Source organism: Citromicrobium sp. JLT1363, assembly GCF_000186705.1.
Lineage (GTDB): Bacteria > Pseudomonadota > Alphaproteobacteria > Sphingomonadales > Sphingomonadaceae > Alteriqipengyuania.
Window position 1 is genome coordinate 83965 of record NZ_AEUE01000007.1, and the last position, 20582, is coordinate 104546.

20 protein-coding genes are annotated in these 20582 nt (G+C 65.6%); 11 read left to right on the forward strand and 9 right to left on the reverse strand.

Annotated elements, in window-relative coordinates:
• Positions 1-14: 14 nt before the first annotated feature.
• On the reverse strand, positions 15-560 hold the full coding sequence (locus ADAD_RS0111805) for a type 1 glutamine amidotransferase domain-containing protein (protein ID WP_010414003.1): 546 nt from the start codon (positions 558-560) through the stop codon (positions 15-17).
• Positions 561-664: 104 nt separating this feature from the next.
• Between ADAD_RS0111805 and parC the strand changes: the two genes are divergently transcribed.
• Positions 665-2971: a DNA topoisomerase IV subunit A gene (gene parC / locus ADAD_RS0111810; RefSeq protein WP_010414005.1), complete on the forward strand. Its 2307-nt coding sequence runs from the start codon at positions 665-667 to the stop codon at positions 2969-2971.
• A 122-nt stretch (positions 2972-3093) separates the two neighbouring features.
• Here parC and ADAD_RS16400 read toward each other — a convergent pair whose 3' ends face one another.
• The 6 genes from ADAD_RS16400 to ADAD_RS0111840 form a co-directional block, all read right to left on the reverse strand.
• The gene (locus tag ADAD_RS16400; RefSeq protein WP_010414006.1) at positions 3094-3654 is read right to left on the reverse strand and encodes a hypothetical protein; all 561 of its coding nucleotides are present in this window, start codon (positions 3652-3654) and stop codon (positions 3094-3096) included.
• 228 nt (positions 3655-3882) lie between these two features.
• A complete protein-coding gene (locus ADAD_RS0111820; protein ID WP_010414008.1) occupies positions 3883-5067 on the reverse strand; it encodes a CCA tRNA nucleotidyltransferase in 1185 nt (394 codons plus the stop codon).
• The gene (locus ADAD_RS0111825; RefSeq protein WP_010414010.1) at positions 5060-5662 is read right to left on the reverse strand and encodes a CoA pyrophosphatase; all 603 of its coding nucleotides are present in this window, start codon (positions 5660-5662) and stop codon (positions 5060-5062) included. The genes ADAD_RS0111820 and ADAD_RS0111825 overlap by 8 nt, the downstream gene beginning before the upstream one ends.
• Positions 5659-6216 (reverse strand): DUF1285 domain-containing protein, encoded by a 558-nt coding sequence (locus ADAD_RS0111830; RefSeq protein ID WP_010414011.1) that lies wholly within the window; start codon positions 6214-6216, stop codon positions 5659-5661. Before ADAD_RS0111830 ends, ADAD_RS0111825 begins: the two co-directional genes overlap by 4 nt.
• 44 nt (positions 6217-6260) lie before the next feature.
• Complete coding sequence (locus ADAD_RS0111835; RefSeq protein WP_010414013.1) at positions 6261-6821, reverse strand: GNAT family N-acetyltransferase; 561 nt, start codon at positions 6819-6821, stop codon at positions 6261-6263.
• Between the two features lie 82 nt (positions 6822-6903).
• Entirely contained in the window at positions 6904-8109 is a 1206-nt protein-coding gene (locus tag ADAD_RS0111840) for a PQQ-dependent sugar dehydrogenase (protein WP_010414015.1), read from the reverse strand.
• Between ADAD_RS0111840 and ADAD_RS0111845 the strand changes: the two genes are divergently transcribed.
• The 5 genes from ADAD_RS0111845 (at position 8108) to ADAD_RS16405 (ending at position 12685) form a co-directional block, all read left to right on the forward strand.
• Entirely contained in the window at positions 8108-8764 is a 657-nt protein-coding gene (locus tag ADAD_RS0111845; protein ID WP_010414017.1) for a ribonuclease HII, read from the forward strand. The two genes, ADAD_RS0111840 and ADAD_RS0111845, sit on opposite strands and share 2 nt — an antisense overlap.
• Positions 8761-9669, forward strand: a complete 909-nt coding sequence (locus tag ADAD_RS0111850; protein ID WP_010414019.1) for an oxidoreductase — start codon at positions 8761-8763, stop codon at positions 9667-9669. Before ADAD_RS0111845 ends, ADAD_RS0111850 begins: the two co-directional genes overlap by 4 nt.
• An 87-nt stretch (positions 9670-9756) precedes the next feature.
• A complete protein-coding gene (locus tag ADAD_RS0111855; RefSeq protein WP_010414020.1) occupies positions 9757-10683 on the forward strand; it encodes a calcium/sodium antiporter in 927 nt (308 codons plus the stop codon).
• Between the two features lie 150 nt (positions 10684-10833).
• Entirely contained in the window at positions 10834-11970 is a 1137-nt protein-coding gene (locus ADAD_RS0111860; protein ID WP_010414022.1) for a site-specific DNA-methyltransferase, read from the forward strand.
• Between the two features lie 70 nt (positions 11971-12040).
• Positions 12041-12685, forward strand: coding sequence for an AraC family transcriptional regulator (locus ADAD_RS16405; RefSeq protein WP_010414024.1), 645 nt, complete (start codon positions 12041-12043; stop codon positions 12683-12685).
• A gap of 23 nt (positions 12686-12708) precedes the next feature.
• On the opposite strand, the gene ADAD_RS0111870 is transcribed toward ADAD_RS16405, so the two are convergent.
• Entirely contained in the window at positions 12709-13101 is a 393-nt protein-coding gene (locus ADAD_RS0111870) for a VOC family protein (protein WP_010414027.1), read from the reverse strand.
• A gap of 329 nt (positions 13102-13430) precedes the next feature.
• Here ADAD_RS0111870 and ADAD_RS0111875 point away from each other — a divergent pair, with 329 nt between their 5' ends.
• The 5 genes from ADAD_RS0111875 to ADAD_RS16415 all read left to right on the forward strand — a co-directional run bounded on the left by ADAD_RS0111875 (position 13431) and on the right by ADAD_RS16415 (position 19788).
• A complete protein-coding gene (locus tag ADAD_RS0111875) occupies positions 13431-14462 on the forward strand; it encodes a glycosyltransferase family 2 protein (RefSeq protein ID WP_010414029.1) in 1032 nt (343 codons plus the stop codon).
• Positions 14463-14491: 29 nt separating this feature from the next.
• On the forward strand, positions 14492-14857 hold the full coding sequence (locus tag ADAD_RS16410) for a GtrA family protein (protein WP_158005192.1): 366 nt from the start codon (positions 14492-14494) through the stop codon (positions 14855-14857).
• Positions 14857-16386: an ArnT family glycosyltransferase gene (locus tag ADAD_RS15935; RefSeq protein ID WP_010414032.1), complete on the forward strand. Its 1530-nt coding sequence runs from the start codon at positions 14857-14859 to the stop codon at positions 16384-16386. The genes ADAD_RS16410 and ADAD_RS15935 overlap by 1 nt, the downstream gene beginning before the upstream one ends.
• A 346-nt stretch (positions 16387-16732) precedes the next feature.
• Positions 16733-17845 (forward strand): dihydropteroate synthase, encoded by a 1113-nt coding sequence (gene folP / locus ADAD_RS0111890; protein ID WP_010414035.1) that lies wholly within the window; start codon positions 16733-16735, stop codon positions 17843-17845.
• A complete protein-coding gene (locus ADAD_RS16415; RefSeq protein WP_010414037.1) occupies positions 17842-19788 on the forward strand; it encodes an acyltransferase family protein in 1947 nt (648 codons plus the stop codon). Before folP ends, ADAD_RS16415 begins: the two co-directional genes overlap by 4 nt.
• A gap of 35 nt (positions 19789-19823) precedes the next feature.
• Here ADAD_RS16415 and ADAD_RS0111900 read toward each other — a convergent pair whose 3' ends face one another.
• Positions 19824-20582 (reverse strand): SDR family NAD(P)-dependent oxidoreductase, encoded by a 759-nt coding sequence (locus ADAD_RS0111900; RefSeq protein ID WP_010414038.1) that lies wholly within the window; start codon positions 20580-20582, stop codon positions 19824-19826.

Sequence of the window (20582 nt, forward strand, 5' to 3'; positions counted from 1 at the left end):
GTTTTTCGAGACGATCAGGCGTCTTCGGGCACCTTCTCCAGCACGCGGCTGATGAGGCGATCCGAGAACGCGGGAATATCGTCCGGATTGCGGCTGGTGATGAGGTTGCCGTCTTCCGCGACTTCCTGATCGACCACATTGGCGCCCGCATTCGTCATGTCGGTGCGGATCGAGTGGTAGCTGGTCAGGGTCTTGCCCTTCACCAGATCGGCTTCGATCAGCAGCCACGGAGCATGGCAGATCGCGGCGATCGGTTTGCCTGCGGCGTTGAATTCACGCACGATGGCCACTGCGCGGTCGTTCACGCGCAGCAGGTCCGGGTTGATCTGGCCGCCGGGGAGGAGGAGGGCGTCGTAGCCTTCGCAGTTGGCGACGTCGTCCACGGTCTTGTCGACCTTGATCGTCTTGCCCCAGTCGTCCTTGTCCCAGGCCTTGATCTCTCCCGATTCGAGGCTGACCACTTCGGTCTCGATGCCTGCGTTTTCGAGGTTCTGCTTGGGATCGAACAGTTCGGACTGCTCGAAGCCGTTGGTGGCGAGAATCATGACGCGCTTTGCCATGGTGAATTCCTTTCGTGTCGATTGCGGTTTCGCGGAGTAAACGGGCGGGGAAAGTCCTGCGTTCCGCGCTTCTGGCCAGGGCGAGCCGGTGATAGGGCGAACCGATGGCTTCCAATGATCAGGGCGCGCAAGAGCCCGATTCCCCCCCCGAACCTCTGGCTGCAATCGTCGATGCGCCGTTCGAAACCGCTCTGTCGGAGCGGTATCTTGTCTACGCACTCTCCACGATCACTGCGCGTTCGCTGCCGGATCTGCGCGACGGGCTGAAGCCGGTCCACCGTCGCCTGCTATGGGCGATGCGCCAGCTGCGCCTCGGGCCGGATAGCGCCTACAAGAAATCCGCCCGCGTGGTGGGTGAGGTGCTGGGCAAGTACCACCCGCATGGCGATACCGCCGTCTACGATGCGATGGTGCGCCTCGCGCAGCCATTCTCGCTGCGATATCCGCTGGTCGAAGGGCAGGGGAACTTCGGCAATATCGATGGCGATAATGCAGCTGCCGCCCGCTATACCGAAGCGCGGCTGACCCGGACGGCGATGGCCCTGATGGCGGGGCTCGACGAAGGCACCGTCGACTTCGTGCCGACCTATAATAACGAGGAGGAAGAGCCGCTCATCTTCCCCGGCCTGTTCCCCAACCTGCTGGCCAACGGCGCCAGCGGGATCGCAGTGGGCATGGCTACGAACATCCCCAGCCACAATGTGGACGAGGTGATCGCGGCGACGCTGGCGGTGATCGACAAGCCCGCAATCGAGCATGCCGAGCTGATGCAGCTGATGCAGGGGCCCGACCTCGCCACCGGCGGCCTGATCGTGGACAGCCCGGAGACGATCAGCGCAGCCTACGAAACCGGCCGGGGCTCCTTCCGCATCCGTGCGCGTTTCCATGCCGCCGAAGCAGCGAGCGAGGAAGACCGCGAGGCGGGGATAGAGCGACTGGGCGGCGGGCAGTGGCAGCTCGTCATCAGCGAAATCCCCTACCAGGTGCCCAAAGGCAAGCTGATCGAACAGATCGCGCAGGTGATCGCGGACAAGAAGGTGCCGATCCTGGAGGACGTGCGCGACGAGAGCGACGAGGCTGTGCGCATCGTCCTCGTCCCGCGCAGCCGCAATGTCGATCCGGAGCTGCTGAAGGAATCGCTCTACCGCCTGACCGACCTCGAAACGCGCTTCGGGCTCAACATGAACGTGCTCGATGCCACGCGCACGCCGCTGGTGATGGGCCTGAAGGAGCTGCTGCAGAACTGGATCGCCAGCCAGATCGACATTCTCCAGCGCCGCAGCCGCCACCGGTTGGAACAGATCGCACGGCGGCTGGAGCTGGTCGAAGGCTATATCATCGCCTTCCTCAACCTCGACCGGGTGATCGAGATCATCCGGACCGAGGACGAGCCCAAGCCGGTGATGATGGCGGAGTTCGGGCTGACCGACCGGCAGGCCGAAGCGATCCTCAACATGCGGCTGCGCAGCTTGCGCAAGCTGGAGGAGATGCAGCTGCGGCAGGAAAAGGACGACCTGCTGAAGGAACAGGGCGAACTCGAAGCGCTGCTCGCCGATCCGGCCAAGCAGAAGCGCCGCCTCAAGCGCGACCTCAAGGCGCTGCAGAAGGATTACGCCAAGACAACCGATCTGGGCGCGCGGCGCACGCTGATATCCGAAGCCGCGCCAACGGTGGAATTCAGCATGGACGCGATGATCGAGAAGGAACCGATCACGGTCATCATGTCGCAGCGCGGCTGGATCCGGGCGGCGAAGGGCCATGTCGATCTGACGCAGGAATGGAAGTTCAAGGAAGGCGACGAACTCGCCTTCGTGTTCCACGCACAGACGACCGACAAGCTGCTGCTGGCGACCGACGACGGGCGCTTCTTCACGCTGGGCGCGGACAAGCTGCCCGGCGCGCGCGGCTTCGGGGAGCCGGTGCGCACCACGCTGGACATCGACAATGCCGCGCACATCGTGGCCGCATGGGCGCACACACCGGGCGAGCGGCTGCTGCTTGCCAGCACGCCGGGCAAGGGCTTCGTCATCAAGAGCGACGATCTGCTGGCCGAGACGCGCAAGGGCCGCGCGGTGATGACGCTGAAGGGCGATGCCAAACTGGCCAAGGTGGCGCATATCGGCGAGGGGCACGATCACGTTGCCGTGGTGGGCGACAACCGCAAGCTGGTGGTCTTCAATCTGGAAGAAATGCCCGAGATGCAGCGCGGGCAGGGCGTCCAGCTGCAACGCTACCGCGATGGCGGGATGGCCGATGTCACCACCTTCCGGCTGGAGGACGGCCTCAGCTGGCAGATGGGCGGTTCGGGCGAACGCACGCGGACCGAGCCGGAGATGTGGCAGTGGAAGGTCGCGCGTGGCGGCGCGGGCCGGATGCCGCCCAACGGCTTCCCGCGCGATAATCGTTTCTGATTTTGCGCTAACCCGCGGGGTGGCAAGGGCCCCAACGAAAAGGCGGGCCGCACACCTTCCGGCATGCGACCCGCCCCTTGCGACCCTCGAGAGTGGTGGCTCCGAGGGAACTGCTGGTCCGTTTATTCGGCGTCCTGTTCGGCCATTTCGCCGCCCTGCGGTGCAGGTGCGGGCTCACCGCCAAGCGCGGCTACGAGGTCCGCACGCGGGATGAGTACGAGGAGCACGCCGTTCTGGTCTGCCGCGAACTGTTCACGCTGAACGGTGACGGCACCTTCGGTCATTTCCAGAACCGCGCTATCGCCGTCGACCGACTGGATCGTGCCGATCTGCGCGCCTTCGGAATCGAACACCGCCGCATCGGCGACCAGCGCTGCATCGCGCGCGGCCACGGCCTGCTCGTTCTGGGCCTGAAGCATCTGCACGAGCTGGGCCTTCGTGACGGCGATCACCGGCCCTTCGGGGCCTTCGCCGAACGCACCGGCGGGCAGCGATGCCTTCATGCCGTCGATATCGACGACGATCGTTTCGCCGTCCATCTGTACGATCGTGCCGATCACGCCGCCGACTTCGCCGTCCGTGCTTTCATATACGGTCGCGCCGGTTTCCGGGCCCATCTGGGCCTGGGCGGCAGTCGCCAGGGTGAACGCGGCGGCGGCGGCAAGGGCAGTCTTGAACTTCACGGGTATTCTCTCCTTCGTCGGGTCGCGGCCTGGGGCCGCAGTAAGGGCTTTCACCCAGGGAAACGGTCGGTCGTACCGGACGGTCCCGCCGGGGGCAGGCGCCTGAGCCAAATCGGTCTCTATCCGGGCTGGTCGGTATGGGAATATGGCAAAAAGGCGTCAACAGCCCAAAGGCATGCCATCCCGATCCGATGCGCAGACTTTAGAATCTTGCGCATGAAGGCAAGCTTAAGAGGTTGTTCGGTCAGACAATTCCTCTTCGAGCAGCCCTAGGACCCGTTCGCGGCCCGGAAAATCCTCCTCGATCCAGCGCGCCTCCACCTTGCGCAGCATGCGCGAGACATCGGCACCCGAAAGGCCCCGCTGGACGATCTCGCCGCCCTTCAGGGGGAGGTCCGGAATTTCCCAGTCTCCCAGCGGGCGCGGGTCCGCCCCGATCAGCAGCAGGCGCCCCGCCGCGCAGGTTCCGCCATGCGAATAGGCCAGCGCCTTCGGGGCATCCCCATCCGCGTCGCGCGCGCCTGCCAGACACGCCAGGCAATCGCGGTCCTTGCGGGAGAGGCGCAGCCGAGCGGCGACGCTTTCAGCCACGCCTTCGACCGCAGGGATCAGTGCCGCGAGGCGGACCAGCGCGCTCCCCTCCGCCTCGAAGCGGGCTTCGGTCTCGATCAGGCGTTGCAGCGCCGCGATCTGGCTGGTGCCCGCTTCGGGCAGGATCACCGGCAGCACGCCGCGTGCGCGCATTCGCGCAATCGTGGGGGCGGGATCGGGCAGGGCAAGGATCGCCATCAGCTCCATCGCCACCCGTTCGCGGCTCAGGCCCTTCATCGTCGGCGCCAGCTCGGCGCAGGCTTCCTCCGCTGCTTCATCCAGGTCGGCGCCGAAGCGCGCCTGGAAGCGGTAGTAGCGCAGGATCCGCAGATGATCCTCGCGGATGCGCTGGTGCGGATCGCCGATGAAGCGCACGCGGCGCGCGTCCAGATCGTGCAGCCCGCCGAAATAATCGAATATTTCCAGTGTCTGCGGATCGACGTAGAGCGCGTTGATGGTGAAATCGCGCCTTGCGGCATCCTCGCGCCAGTCCTGCGCGAAGGCCACCGTCGCGCGGCGACCATCGGTGCTGACGTCATGACGCAGCGTCGTCACCTCCACCGGGCCGCCATCCAGCAGGGCGGTGATCGTTCCGTGATCGATTCCGGTGGGCACGGTCCTGATCCCCGCGGCCTTGCACGCTTCCACGACCTCTTCGGGCCGCAGGGGCGTGGCCGCGTCGATATCCTTGACGGGGTGGCCCAGCAGCGTGTCGCGCACCGCGCCGCCGACCCAGCGGATGTTCTGCGCACCCAGCGCAGTTGCCAGCGCGGCAAGATCGGCGCGCTGCGTCCATTCGGCCTTTGGCAGGACCTCAGTCATCGAACAGCTCCGTCAGTTGGAGACGGCGCGAGAGGTTGAGCAGGATCGCCGCGGTCACGCCCCAGATGCGATAGCCTTCGTGATGCAGTTCGTAAAAGCGGCGCTCCGCCCCGCGCCACAGGGCATACTGTTCGTCGTATTTCGCCGGATCGAGCACGGTGGCCAGCGGCACCTCGAACCAGCTTTCCACCTCTGCCGGGTTGGCCCGCAGCGGAAGGTCGGGCGGGATCATGCCGAGCACGGGGGTGATCTCGAAGCCGGTCCCGGTCAGATAGCGATCGGTCGCGCCGACCACGCGGACATCGCGCGCGCGCAGGGCAAGTTCCTCCTCCGCCTCGCGCAGCGCGGCCTCGATCGAGTTCTCGCCCGGGTCCAGCTTGCCGCCGGGCAGCGCAACCTGGCCGGGATGGTCGCGCATGTCGTGCGGCCGCTGGGTCAGGATCAGGCCCGGCTGCGGGCGGTCGGTCACGGCGACCAGCACGGCGGCGGGGCGTGGATCGTTCCCGGCAAAGCGCGCATCGGTCAGCAGATCGGGCAGTTCGACGCCGTGCCCGTCATCGAACACGCGCTGGAGGCGGTCGAAAAGCGCGCTCACGGCTTCAGGCGAAAGCTTTCGCCCGCGCTGGAGACGGTCCAGTCATCGCCAGTGGCAAGCGCATGCTCGGCAAGCTGCTGGTAGGTGCTGCGGTTGAGCCGCGCTTCCAGCCCGCGTCGCACGCCCAGATAGAGCGCGGGCGTTTCCGCGTCCCCGCGCGCTGCGATCGGATGGTCCGGCCCGGCGATCACCAGCTCGTCCGTGTTGAGACGGAAGGCGAGGGCGGTTCTGTCGTCTTCGTCCCGCACCGCCATGTCTGTGGCGACGAAGGCTGCGTCCTCCACTTCGATGGAGAGCTTCTCGAACGGAGAGACAAGGAAATGCGCGCCGCTTTCGTCGCGGATCAGCAGGCCGGAAAAGGCCCGCACCATCGCCTCGCGCGTGATCGGCGATCCATCGTGGAACCAGGTGCCGTCGGCGGCGATCCGCATGCCCGAATCGCCCTCTTTCTGCGGCGCCCAGTTATCGACGGGGGGCAGCTTGCGCGCCTGCACCTGCTCGGCGATCTGCGACAGGGTCAGCGATGCAAGATGGGGCGGGGGTTCGTAGGGCATTGCGGGAATTCTCTGGCAGAAGCACGGGGCTGGCGCAATTCGGGCTAAGTGCGGGGTTGTGGCTGATCTTCGGCCCGATCATCGCCCTGGCGCCACGGCCCCAGCATCCCGCGCCGGGGCAGGATTGCAGGATTGGCGCAGCGCACCAGCAGGCGATGCTGCTCGACCGGGCCGGGCGTATCCCACTCGGCCGTCGGTGCGGCGGTGAAATCCCATTTGCCGTAATATTCGGGATCGCCGATCAGCACCTGCGGCAAAGCGGGCGCATCGTCGCTCGCCATGCCTTCGACCGCGCCCAGCGCCGCAGCCATCAACGCGCGGCCATAGCCTTCGTTCTGGCGGCTGGGGGCGACCGCCACGGGGCCGACCATCAGCAGCGGATATTGCCGCCCGTCCTCGTCGGTCAGCGAGACCGGCCACAATTCGATCGTGCCCGCCAGAAACTCCTCGTCATCCAGCGCGGCAAAGCTCAGGCCGGCCAGCCGATCCAGCCCCTCGCGGATACGATAGGCGGTGCGCGAGGTCCGGTCCGCGCCGAAGGCGGCGTCGAGCAGTTGCTCGTGGAGCGCCGGTGGTACGGCGTCGAAGGGAACGATGGTGGGCATGGGCAAGGCCTGAAAGCGAACGGGCGCGCGGGTTAATCCCCCGCGCGCCCGCTGTCGACCGTTTTGGATCGATCCGGTCCGTCTATCCCGCTGGCGTCAGCTTGCGCAGCCGGCCGTTCTTGCCATCCTCCAGCACGTAGAGCGCGCCGTCCGGGCCCTGTACGATTTCGCGCAGTCTTTCGCCGAACTCGTAGCGGGCGGCCTCGGTGGCGGTGGTGCCGTCCATATCGACACGCACGATATTCTGTTCCTTGAGGTTCGCGATCAGCGCATCGCCGCGCCAGTCGGCAAACATGTCGCCCGAATAGAACAGGAAATCGCCCGGCGCGATAACCGGAGTCCATTCGATGGCGGGCTTGGTGAAGCCATCGTCGGGCGAGTGATCGGGGATGGGCGTGCCGTTGTAGTTGTCGCCTTCGGACCGCACCGGCCAGCCGTAGTTGTTGCCGCGCTGCACGAGGTTCAGCTCGTCGCCGCCTGCGGGGCCGTGCTCCAGATCCCAGAGGCGCCCGGCGCTGTCGAATTGCAGGCCCAGGATATTGCGGTGGCCCCAGCTCCAGATCTGGTCGCTGGGCGATCCGCGATCCGCCAGCGGATTGCCCGCCGCCGCGCTGCCATCGAGGTTCAGGCGAACCACCGTGCCCAGCGTGTTCGAGGTATCCTGTGCGGGCGTCTGCTTCTGGCGGTCGCCGCTGGCGACGAACAGATATTGCTGGTCCGGGCTGAAGGCGATGCGGTGCGAGTAGTGGCCGCGCCCCGTCACCTTGGGGGTCTGCCGCCAGATCACGTTCAGGTCTTCGACTGCGCAATCGGCATTTGCCTGGCAAACCAGCTGCCCGCGCCCCACGACCGCGCCTCGGGTATCGCCGTCACCGGCTTCGGCCCAGCTCAGGTAGATCGTGCGGGTGCCGATCTCGTCATCCGCCTCGCTCTGCAGGAAGGCGACGTCGCCAAGTCCGCCCTGGCCGCCGTAATCGACGCGCGGCGCGCCGGTGATTTCCATCCGCTGCCCGGTCCGCGTGTCGACGGCAGCCAGCGATCCGGCCTTTTCGGTAATGACGAGGTAATGCGTGCCGGGCACGAAGTCCGCTGCCCACGGCTCTTCGAAGGTGCCCATGTTCTGCACGGCGAAGGGGCCCACGGTCTCGTCTGCCGCGCCCGATACAGGGGCGCTGGAAGCGGACGGGGTGTTGGCGCTCGGCCCGTTCTCCCCCGTGCTGGCATTGCCGCAACTTGAGAGGGCCATGCCTGCGCTGGTAACGATCAGGGCCGAAAGAAATCGATTCATGGTCACGTTCGCAGCAAGTCCCTTTTCCGAATTTGCGGCCCAGTGCCCGCCCGGAATGCTGATCGTCGGCGTCGACGAGGCCGGGCGGGGGCCGCTTGCGGGGCCGGTGGTGGCCTCCGCGGTGGCGCTGTGCAAGCCGCGCCCGGGAGGGCTCGACGATTCCAAAAAGCTTGGGGCCACCAAGCGTTCCACGCTGGACGAGCAGGTGCGCAGGCGCTGCGCGTGGGGCGTGGCGGTGGTGGAGCCGGAAGAGATCGACCGGCGCAACATCTTCGGCGCGACAATGCATGCGATGACGCTGGCGGTTGCGCGCGTGGCCGAAGCAATGGGCCGCGCGCCGGACATGGTTCTGATAGACGGCAATCTCACCCCGCAGGGCCGCGATGCGGGCTGGGTATGGCCCGCCCGCGCCATCGTGGGCGGCGACGCGCGAGAGCCCGCGATTGCCGCCGCCAGCATCGTCGCCAAGCAATGGCGCGACCGTCTGATGGTCGCCGCCGCAGCCGATCATCCGCATTACGGGTGGGACCGGAACAAGGGTTACGGGACCGCAGAGCATCTCCAGGCATTGAGGGAACATGGGCCATGCCCGCTGCACCGCCGCAGCTTCGCACCCGTGGCCCAGATGGACATGATCGCGGAGATGATCGCATGAAGGGTTTCACGTTCGACGATATTCCCGGCCAGACGGGACGGACCGCGCTGGTCACCGGCGCCAATACCGGCATCGGATACCACATCGCGGAAATGCTGGCCGACAGGGGCGCAAGGGTGCTCATGGGGTGCCGCGACCTGACCAAGGCCGAAGCTGCCCGCAAGGACATGCTGAAGGCCGTGCCGGACGCGCAGATCGAGCTGGTTGAGCTCGACCTTGCCGACATGGCCTCGGTCCGCAAGGCGGCCGAGGGCATCGACACGCTGGACCTGCTGGTCAACAACGCGGGCATCATGTGGGTGCCGCACGAGATTTCCACGGGCGGGGCGGAAAAGCACTTCGCGGTCAATCACCTCGGCCATTTCGCGCTGACCAGCCTGCTGCTGCCTGCCCTTGCGAAGGGCAAGGCCCCGCGCGTGGTCACCCAGTCGAGCATCGCGCACCGCCCGGCCTCGATCCAGTTCGACAATCTCGCGGGCGAACATGATTACGCGCGCCAGAAATTCTACGGCCAGAGCAAGCTTGCCAACCTGATGTTCGCGCTGGAGCTGGACCGGCGGCTGCGCGCCAAGGGATCGCCCATCGCCAGCATTGCGTGCCACCCCGGCGTAGCGAAGACCGAACTGACCCGGCAGGTCGGCTGGGCGAAGCTGGTCATGCCGATCGCCGCAACGCTGCTCAACACCGCGAAGCAGGGCGCACTGCCCGCGCTTCAGGCGGCGACCGACCCGGCCGCGCAGGGTGGCGACTATTACGGGCCCTACGGCTTCATGGAGGCGACCGGCGCAACCTCGGGCCGTGCGGTGGCCACGGCAACCGCGCGCGATCCGCTGCTCGCCGCGCGGCTCTGGGAAATCTCGAAGGACATGACCGGGATCGATCCGGGATTGCCGCCTGCGACATAAACGCCGGGCCCGGCCTCCCGATTCATCAATAGCTCTTTGCGCGCCCCCTCTTTGCCTCGGCGGAGGGCGTGCTAGAGACATTTCCCCATGACCGGTGCTCTCATCCTTGTCGCTATCGGCCTCGTCGCGCTTGCCCTCGGGGGCGAGCTGCTGGTGCGTGGCGCGGTGGGCATTGCCCGCAAGCTGGGCGTCTCGACGCTGTTCACCGGCCTCGTGATCGTCGGCGCGGCGACATCGATGCCGGAAATGGTCGCCAGCGTGCAGGCGGTGGTGGCCGGATCGCCCGAGATCGCGTGGGGCAACATCGTCGGCTCCAACATTGCCAACTCGCTGCTGATCCTCGGCGGCGCGGCACTGATCGCGCCGATCATGCTTGCCGGGGTTGGCCGCCGCGATTCGGTCGTGGCACTCGCGATGACGCTGATCCTGTGGGCAATCGCGTGGCAAGAGGTCGGATCGCCGTTCATCGGCGTCGCCCTGCTGGTGGCGCTGATGATCTATATCATCTGGCGCTACCGCCATCCGCCCCTTCAGGCGGAAGCGGAGGCGGAGGAAACCGCGGCGCCACCCAACTTCCTGCTTTCGCTGCTGTTCTTCGCCGCCGGGGTCGCCGCGCTGGTGTTCGGCGGTAGCTGGCTGGTTACCGGCGCCATCGAGATCGCCAGCGACCTTGGCGTGAGCGAGACGGTGATCGGCCTCACCATCGTGGCGGTCGGCACGTCGTTGCCCGAACTCGCCGCATCGGCGGTCGCAGCCTTTCGTGGCCATGCCGAGCTGGCGATGGGCAACGTGCTGGGATCGAATATCTTCAACCTGCTCCTGATCGGCGGCGTCACCATGACCGTATCGGGCCAGCCGCTGCCGTCCGAACTGTTGCAATATGGCTGGCCGATCGCCGCCGCCTCGGCGCTCATGCTGCTGCTTATGTGCCGCTTCATGCCGGGTATCGGGCGGTTGACGGGCCTGCTGATGCTGGGCGCCTTCGCGGGCAATACGGCGCTCGCTTTCGCCTGAGCGAACAGGCGTTTACACGGCGTCAACCCTAATCATTTACCAAGTTTGACTTGACGGGGACTCGCCGAGGACTCACGAGTCCCCCTGTGGATAACTCGGCGGGCGGATCACCGCAGCCGACCAGCAGGTTTTTGGGGGACGCACGTCAGAATGGTCGTAGAAACGAAAACGAGGGTGCGGGCTGCTCGCGCGAAACCGGCACCGGTCGCACCCGAACTGCCGCTCGGCCAGATTCTGGACGGCGATTGCGTGGAGGCCATGCGCAAGCTGCCCGACAATTCCGTCGATCTCGTGTTCGCCGATCCGCCCTACAACCTGCAGCTGGGCGGCGATCTCAACCGGCCCGACGGCAGCCATGTCGATGCGGTGACCGATCACTGGGACCAGTTCGACAGCTTCAAGGTTTATGACGACTTCTCAAAGGCCTGGCTGGCGGAGTGCAGGCGCGTTCTGAAGCCCGATGGCGCGCTGTGGGTGATCGGCAGCTACCACAATATCTACCGCCTGGGCGCGACCTTGCAGGATCTGGGCTTCTGGATCCTCAACGACATCGTGTGGCGCAAGACCAACCCGATGCCTAATTTCCGCGGCACGCGCTTCACCAATGCGCACGAGACGCTGATATGGGCGAGCCAGGGCGAAAAGGCGCGTTACCAGTTCAACTATCGCGCGATGAAGACGTTGAACGACGAACTCCAGATGCGCAGCGACTGGACGTTCCCGATCTGCGCCGGGGGAGAGCGGCTGAAGGACGAGAGCGGCCACAAGGCGCACCCGACGCAGAAGCCCGAGGCGCTGCTCTATCGCGTGCTGCTCGCCACGACCGAGCGCGGCGATGTGGTGCTCGACCCGTTCTTCGGCACGGGCACCACCGGCGCGATCGCCAAGCGGCTGGGCCGCGAATGGATCGGCTGCGAGCGCGAGGAGAGCTATCGCAAGGTGGCGAGGGCGCGGATCGAGAAGGAACTCCCGCTCGACGAAAGCGCGCTGACCACGATGCAGAGCAAGCGAACCGCGCCCCGCGTGGCCTTCGGCACGCTGGTGGAGGCGGGCTTCGTCAAACCGGGCACGCAGGTGTTCGACAAGAAGCGCCACTGGACCGCGAACGTGCGCGCCGACGGGTCGCTGGTTTCAGATAAGCTGGTCGGCTCGATCCACCAGGTCGGCAAGGACCTGCAAGGCGCCCCCAGCTGCAACGGCTGGACCTTCTGGCACTTCGAGGACGAGGGGCTGGTGAAGCCGCTCGACGCCGCGCGGCAGCTCTACCTGCTCGCGACGGAGGATTGATACCCGCCGCAAGGGTGAAGTAAACGACCGCGCGGGATGATTGCCAGCCCGGAAGACTAAGGGATAGCGGATGAGTTCCCTCCTTCTCGACGGATGGTCTTTCACAGCCGACACCGCCGAATGGACAACCGTTTTTCCCGGCGGATGCCGCGATCTGATTGTTTGCCAGCCAAGGGGCGCGGCGCCCTTTATTTTCGCAACCGAGCTGGACGATATTCCGCGTCGTGTCGCGGTGGAGCCGGGTGACAGGTTTATCGGCTTCCGTCTCCGGCCCGGCGTCGGTGTGAAGGGGAACCTGTCGCGCTTGGCACCACGTGACAGCGCCGAGGAGGTTGACTGGGCGGTTCTGCAGGACGTCCTGATCGAGTGCCCCCAGGTCCGCGATGCACTCACCGCGCTGAAACATGCCGCAAGCACATCCGAGGCAGCGCGAAGGGCGGGTGTTTCCACCCGCACCTTGCAACGCCTCGTCGTCACCGGCACGGGCCGGGCTCCCTCGTGGTGGCGACGGCTTGCGCGTGTGCGCCGATCTGCAGCATTGCTCGCAGCCACGGGTGCGACGCAGGCCGAGCTTGCGGACGCTGCGATTGATGCAGGCTTTTCCGATCAGGCGCACATGACGCGGGAGTTTCGCCGATGGCTGGGCGTCACCCCCGGTCAGGTCCGGCGCGGAGTCCCGTTTGCCGACGTCCTCCAGGCCAAGGGATATCAATAGGCCTCTGCGCGCAGCCTCGAGCGTCACTTGTCGGGGGATTGCACCGGGGAGCAGATTTCGACGAGATAGCCGTTGGGGTCTGCGACATAGGCGGTCGTCTGCCCCCAGGGCTCCGCGCGCACCGGTTGCTTCACGATCGCTCCAGCACTCTCGGCCTTTTCCAACATGCCCGCGACATCATCGGTCTCGAATGCAATCTCGAAAACGGGCGCGTCGGGGTCGGCCCTCGCCGGACTTTTCCCAAGCTGGCGCATCAACGCGACAGACGAGAATGCGAGCTTGGTCTCTCCGGTGACCAGCTCTCCATAATCGCCGCTTTCGTGCACCATCCCGCGCTCCAGCCCGAAGGCGCGCTCGTAAAACGACAGCGTCTGCTCGACATTCTCGACATACATGATCGTGTAGCGAAGGATCATCGGTAACTCCTGTGGCAAGTGATCCCGCACCAGATGGGGGGAAAGCGCGGTTCGGTCTTGAACAAATGCGCCAGCGGCCAGCTCTTTTGCGTACACCGGTCTCCGGCCGCCCCATCGGCTTCGCACCCGCCCGCAGAGCGAAGAGGGGGCGACGCGGCCCGGCTCTCGCGGGCGATGGACGGGGTTATCATTTGCCCCTGATCCGGGCCGAAAATGGGACACCGTGTGCTTTGCGGTTGATCTTGACCCGATAGCTTCGGACACCTGCAAACCACGGCAATACTTACGTTTTCGACCCTTGGCGCAGTCCCCTATTCGGCAGGCAAAGAATGAGCAGGTTAGCACCGATCCGTCTCGACCAGACCCTGGCCGTGGTGATCCCCAGCTACAAGGTGCTTGCGCACGTGCTCGATGTGATCGGCCGGATCGGGTCGGAGGTCGCAATGATCTTCGTGGTCGATGATGCCTGTCCCGAGGGATCGGGCAACCATGTCGAGGAGAATTGCAGCGATCCGCGGGTCCGGGTCATCCGGCACGCGCAGAACAAGGGCGTCGGCGGGGCAGTGATGACGGGCTATCAGGCGGCCTTGGCTGCAGGGGCGGATGTCATCGTCAAGCTGGATGGCGACGGGCAGATGGACCCGGCCCTGATCGGGCGGATTGCCCGCCCCGTTCTGGAAGGCCGGGCCGATTACGCCAAGGGCAACCGCTTCCATTCGATCTGGAATGTGCGCAAGATGCCGGCCCTGCGCCTGTGGGGTAATGCCGCGCTGTCTTTCGTGACCAAGCTGTCCAGTGGATACTGGAGCCTCTTCGACCCGACCAACGGCTATACCGCGATCCATGCCAGCGCTCTGGAAATGCTGGAGCCGGCCAATATCTCGGAGCGCTACTTCTTCGAAACGGACATGCTGATCAATCTCGGCAACGCGCGCGCCGTCGTCGCCGACGTGCCGATGGAAGCGGTCTATGGCGAAGAGATCAGCAACCTCAATATCCGCCGCGAATCCGGCCAGTTCCTGATCAAGCACCTGCGCGAAATGGTGAAGCGGATCTTCTACAACTACCTGTTGCGCGATTTCAGCCTTGCCTCGGTCCAGCTGCTCGCGGGCAGTGCGATGCTGTTGTTCGGCGTGGTGTTCGGCATGGTACACTGGTACGATTCGCTCGCATCGGGCCATATCGCCAGCACCGGCACCGTGATGGTCGCCGTGCTGCCGATCATCCTGGGCTTCCAGCTGCTGCTGAATTTCCTCGCCTTCGACATGGCGAACGAGCCGAAGCATCCCCTGCAACCGGCCCCGTCCCTCACCGAGCTGCTGAGTGGGACGCGCAGACGGGAGGCGACGAACGTAGCATGACGCGCGCGCGCACCGTTACCACGCAGGCCATGCGCTACGGCATCGTCGGCGCGATCGTGGTCGCCTGCGATTACCTCGTGTTCTCGGCGATCCTGCTGGCGGCGCCGGCGGTTTATCTGGCCGCCAATCTGGGCGGCAAGGTTGCGGGCGCTCTGCTGGGCTTCTTCCTGCACCGGCATTTCACCTTTTCGTGGGAGCAGCGCCACGGTGCGCGGCGGCAATTCGTGTCCTATTGCGCCGTGCTGCTGGGCAACATCGCGCTGTCCACCGCCTTGCTGTGGCTGCTTGTGGAGCAAGTGCAGGCCAATGCCTTCTTGGCGCGCATAGCCACCGATGCGGTGGTGATCGTGCTCGCCTTCTTGCTGTCGCGCCTGTGGGTTTACCGGGCAGCGTGATGCAGCGGGCTCTGGACTGGATCGCCAAAGGGCACCGCGGCCTCTGGCTTGCGCTGACCATTTTCGCGCTGTGCCTGGCGCTGGGCTGGGTGGGGTTCATCGCCTCCGACGATGCGACCTATGTCGTGGGTGCCTATGGCTGGCTGGAGCAGTTTCCCTTCGTTGGCGGACATGGGACGATCCGCTATCCGCTGACCATCCCCATCGCGCTGTCCTTCCTTGTCTTTGGCGAGGGCGAGGTGGCCGCGATCCTGCCGTCTCTCGCCTATCTGCTGGTTTTCCTGTTCTTCACCTGGCGTGTGCTGTGCGGGGTGGCCGGGCGACTGGCGGCCTTTGTCGCCCTGCTGCTGGTGGTCACCTGCCCGCTGATCGCCGTAGAGGCCTCGATCGCGAGCATCGATATTCCCGAAATGACGCTGTTGATGGGCGGGCTGTTCGTTCTGTGGCGCTGCCTCGAGACCGGGCCGGATGCGCGGCGGCTGTTCCTGGTCGGTGCGCTGGTAGGGGTGGCGTTTCTGGCGCGGGAAACCGCGATCTTCTCGGTCCCCTTCTTTGCCCTGCTGTTCCTCGCCGGGCATCGCTTCTCGCGCTGGCATTACCTCTGGATCGCGGCAGGCTTCCTCGCGGTGTGGAGCCTGGAGCTCGTCTATCTGGGCATCATGACCGGCGATCCCCTGTATCGCTTCAACATCGCGCTCCATCACGATGCGACGATCGATCGCACGATCGACCTTGCAGGCAATGTGCTGGTGCACCCGCTGATCGACCCGGTGCTGGTCCTGTTCATCAACCAGGAATTCATGGCGCTGATGCTGTTTGCCGTGCCGTTTACGGCATGGCTCTGCTTCGGGGCCTCGATCGAGCCGCGCCTGCGCCACCTTGCGCGTATCCTGGCGCTGTTCGGCCTGTGCTGGTGGATCTGCGTGGGCGCCGTGCAGAACCTGCTGCCGCTCAACCCGCGCTATTTCATGGTAACGTCGACCATCGCCTGCCTGCTGACGGGGATCGGTGTGGCGCGGCTGCTGGGCAGCCAGACGCAACGTCTGCGCCTGATCGGCCTGGGCGCGCTGGCGATCCTTCTTTCCACCAATGCGCTGGGCATTCTGGTCGAGAACAAGAACCCGATTTTCGGAGAGCGGCAACTGGTGCAGGCGCTGAGCGACAGGCCGGGGCTGACCGTTCATACCGATCCGATGACGCTGTACCGGGCGGAATACCTCCTGCGCTGGTCCGGCACCACCGCGCGCGCCGTGGCAGAGCCGCCGCGTGACGGCGACTTCTACTATTACAATCCCGCGCGCTCGGCCGAGGCGAATGCCCACATGACGGCCGCGCAGCAGCCGGACTACCAGCCGCAAGCCGGCTGGCAGCTGGTCGCCGCCTACGAGCCCGAACCGGATGCCATGGTACGTCTGCTTATGATGACGGGGGCAGATGCAGCGATCCCGGAGCCGATCTGGCAAAAGCTGCGCTACCGCCACGAGCCGACCCATCTGTACCGCGTCGGCGCCGAGCCTGCTCGTGATTGAGGGCTGCCGCCGGGCCCGCCATCCGACTCGCCAACAATTACAAAGCTGGGCGCACAATGCCGAAAGATGCCCGGCTCGATAGAGAGTGCCGGTTGCAAGCGGGTGCTGGCGTGTTGGCTTCTCTTCCCGGCGCACTGGAAATGGCCTGATTCCGGCTCGCAGGCCGGGGTGCCAATTGGGCACCAGGCGCCTGTCCTACTTCGTGCGTTCGCTCTAGGATGTCGGCCATGCGCAGCGCACCACTCCTCCACCTGAAATTTCGCGCTCGCTCCTCCCGCCACTTTTTGACCCCAGGACTGTGTGTCAGGTGTGTCAGGAACCCGACAGAGCGGCTAGGTAAGGGCGCATGAGCGAGACAGTCTACATCCGCCCGATCGGCTTCGCGCCGGGTCCGCAGAGCGAGGAGGGCGATGCGATCCGGCTCGCCGGGGGGCTCGTCTATGCCAGCCGCTTTGCGGTGACCTGCCGCCGCGATGGCGAAGTGGTCGAACGCTGGCGTGCTTCGCCCGCAACCATCGCGCAGGTGCTCGGGCAATTGCCCGACAGCGTCGCCGCCGATGCTGAAACGCAGTGGACCAACCTGCGCATGGCGCACCCGGCGCTGGAGCTGGGTGCGCGAACCGTGCGCCTCGACCAGCCGCAGGTGATGGGCATCCTCAATGTGACGCCCGACAGCTTCTCCGACGGCGGCAAGCATGTGGGCGATCCAGCGGGCACGCGCGATGCGATCGCGGCGATGGTCGAGGCGGGCGCGGCGATCATCGACATTGGCGGCGAGAGTACGCGGCCCAATGCCGAGGCCGTGTGGGAGGAAGAGGAGATCCGCCGCGTCGTCCCCGCAGTCGAAGCCGCTGCCAGCATGGGCGCGGCGGTCAGCATCGACACGCGCCGCGCGGGTACTATGGAGGCGGCGCTGCAGGCGGGGGCGGGGATCGTCAACGATGTCTCCGCGCTGCGCTACGACCCGCGCTCCGCCGAACTGGTGGCGAAGACCGGCTGCCCGGTGGTGCTGATGCACGCGCCGGGATCGGGCAACGACCTGCATGAGGGCGGGAGCTACGAAAGCGTGGTGTTCGATGTGTTCGACGCGCTTCGCGAACGGCGCGATGCGGCAGTCGCGGCGGGGATCGCGCGGGAGAAAATCCTGCTCGATCCGGGCCTCGGTTTCGGCAAGTCGCTGTCCGACAATCTCGCGCTGATCAACGCGCTGCCGCTGTTCCATGCGCTCGGCCAGCCGATCCTGTTCGGCGCGAGCCGCAAGCGGATGATCGGCGCGCTGAGCAAGGAGGCGGCGGCCGATGCGCGGCTGGGCGGCAGCATCGCGCTCGCGCTCGCGGCGATGGATGCGGGCGCACAGCTGCTGCGCGTCCACGACGTGCCCGAAACGGTGCAGGCGCGCGACGTATGGCGCGGCCTGCGCGATGCGGCGCTTACCGATTTCGCGGACCTGCCTGGATGACGGCAGAAACACCTGCGGCGAACAAGCTGGGGCATGGGAAGTACCGCCGCGATCTGGACGGATTGCGCGGCATTTCGATGCTCTGGATTCTGATCTATCACAATTTCCCGAGCGTGATGCCCAACGGCTATCTCGCGATCGACATGTTCTTCATCGTCTCGGGCCTGCTGATCACGCGTATCGTGATCGACCAGATCGATGGCGGACGGTTCAGCTTCCGCAACTTCTTCGAGAGACGGATTCGCCGCATCCTTCCGGCCCTGCTCGTCGCATTGCTGGCAACCCTGGTGGCCGGCGCCGCGATCCTGATGCGCTTCGAATACGAACAATTGGCGCGCCATTTCCTGGCCAGCGTGCTGTTCTTCCAGAACTTTCAACTGATGGGCGAGGCGGGCTACTTCGACCACGCTTCGATCTACAAGCCGCTTCGCCACGTCTGGTCGCTGGCGGTCGAAGAGCAGTTCTACTTCGTTTGGCCCGCCGTTCTGGTGCTCGGCTTCCGCTTCGCGATCAGTCGCGCCTGGCTGACCGCAATCCTGGTCGCGGGTTCGTTCCTGTACGCGCAACTGGCTTTCGATGCGCTATCCGAGAGTTACTATTCCCCCTTTGCGCGCGCCTGGGAATTGCTGTCGGGCGGGCTCGCCGCGATCATCCTCAATCGCGTCGGATGGACCTATTTCTACAAATGGGGTCCGTGGCTTGCCGCGCTGGGGATCGGCTTGATGGCCATTTCGATGCTGATGCCGCTTGCGGTGCTGGATTTTGCGACCTGGACACCGCTGATACCGGTGGTCGGTACGCTGCTCGTCATCCTTGGTGGCGAGACCAACTGGATGAGCCGCATCCTGATCCAGAACCGGCTGGTCGTGTCGACCGGCCTGATCAGTTACTCGCTCTACCTGTGGCACTGGCCGATCCTGTCCTTCGCGACCATCGTCTATGACGCCATGCCGCCACACGCGTTGCGCGTTGCGGGAATCGCCCTTTCGTTCCTCATCGCATGGGCAAGCTGGCGTTTCATCGAAGAGCCGGCGCGCAAGGTCTGGTCGTTCCGCAAATTGTGCTTCCTCCTGGCGTCTATTCTGGTGGCATCGGCGGCCGTGATCGCCTTGGTCCTGCTCCGCCCCCTATCGGCGGAAGAGCGGCGCGACGACCGGGTCAACGATCTGATCGCGGGATGGCACTGGGATTATTCCGAGAATGAGATCTGCCGGGAAGCGTTCGGCGATGAAGCCGATACCTTCTGCTATCAGTCGCGCGCAGGCGCGGCCGAGATCATGCTGATCGGGGACAGCCTGGCCAACCATCTGACCCCCGGCATCATCGACCAGCCGCGCTTCGAGGGCGCGAACGTCCTTTCCATCGGGAGGTGCCGGTTGGTTGCGTGGACAAGCGCCGAACCTTCGCAGTGCGAGCTTCAGGATCGCGTTCTGGCAGCCAGCGACAAGGTGGATCTGGTGATCGTCGGGGAGGCCTGGCCTGCGATCGATGAACAGGGGCGCTTCGATTTCAAATCAAGGTCGGTACGCGTCGCGGACCCTCATGGCGTGCGTTTTCGCAAGGATTTGCTCGCGCGCCTCCGGTCTTTCGCAAGGCCCGGACGGCGGATCGTGGTTGTCGGCCCGAAGCCCGAACTCGGTTACGACGTTAGGCGGTGTTTCGGCCGGCCGCTCGTCGCGCCGAGCGAGACCTGCCGTCTCACGGCGAGGCAGGTCGAAGGCGGGAGCACGCAGAGGGTTCGCGCGATGCTGAAGGAGGTGGTCGACCAGGTCCCCGGTGCCATTCTTGTCGATCCCGCACCGCTGTTCTGCGATGCGAACGGCTGCGACTATGTGAGCCGCGAAGGCTTGCCCTATATGCGCGATAACGTGCATTTCTCGACATTAGGCAGCGATCGTGTCGCGGGCCTCATCGCGCAAGAACTTGCCCGAAATGATCGGTGATGAGGAGTTAGGTGCCTTCGCACGCCGAACCGGCTCTAGAGCGTGTAGCCGCCGTCGCTGGTAAGTACGGTGCCGGTGACGTTGGCAGAGGCATCGGACAGGAGGTAGCCGATATCGCGGGCAAGCTCGTCCGCCGTGGCGAAACGCCCGCGCGGGGTGGTCTTGCCCATCTGCGCGATCACCGCCTCGCGCCCGGGTTGGGCGAACTGGGCCTGAAGGTCGGGCGAGTTCCAGATCGCGGTGTCCACGCCGCCCGGCGCGATGGCGTTGACGCGGATGGAGTGCTGGGAGTTCTCCGCCGCCGCGATCCGCGCCATGTGGGCGACCGCCGCCTTGGAAACGCCATAGGCGCCGATCCCGGGGACGGGCTTGAGCCCGGTAACGGATGCAGTGACGACGACACTGCCGCCGCTGCCCTTGCGCATCGCGTTGAGCGCGGTGCGCAGGGTGAGGAAGGCACCGTCGAGGTTGATCGCCATGACCTGGCGCCACTCGGCGAAGTCAAGCTCGGCGATCGTGCCGCCGGTCCCGACGCCTGCGTTGACCACGGCGTGATCCAGCCGGTCGAGCCTGGTTTCGAGGCCTTGCCAGAAACCCTCGTCGGCAACGTCGGCCTCGTGCGTTTCGACGTCGCAGGACAGAGCGAGCTTGCCCAGGCCCTCGCCATCGCGGTCGATCAGGATGAGGCGTTCGATGCCCTGCCGGTCCAACCAGCGGGCGCAGGCGGCACCTATGCCGGATGCCGCGCCGGTGATCAGAGCGGTGCGGCTCGCAAAATCGTATCCCTCGGTCAT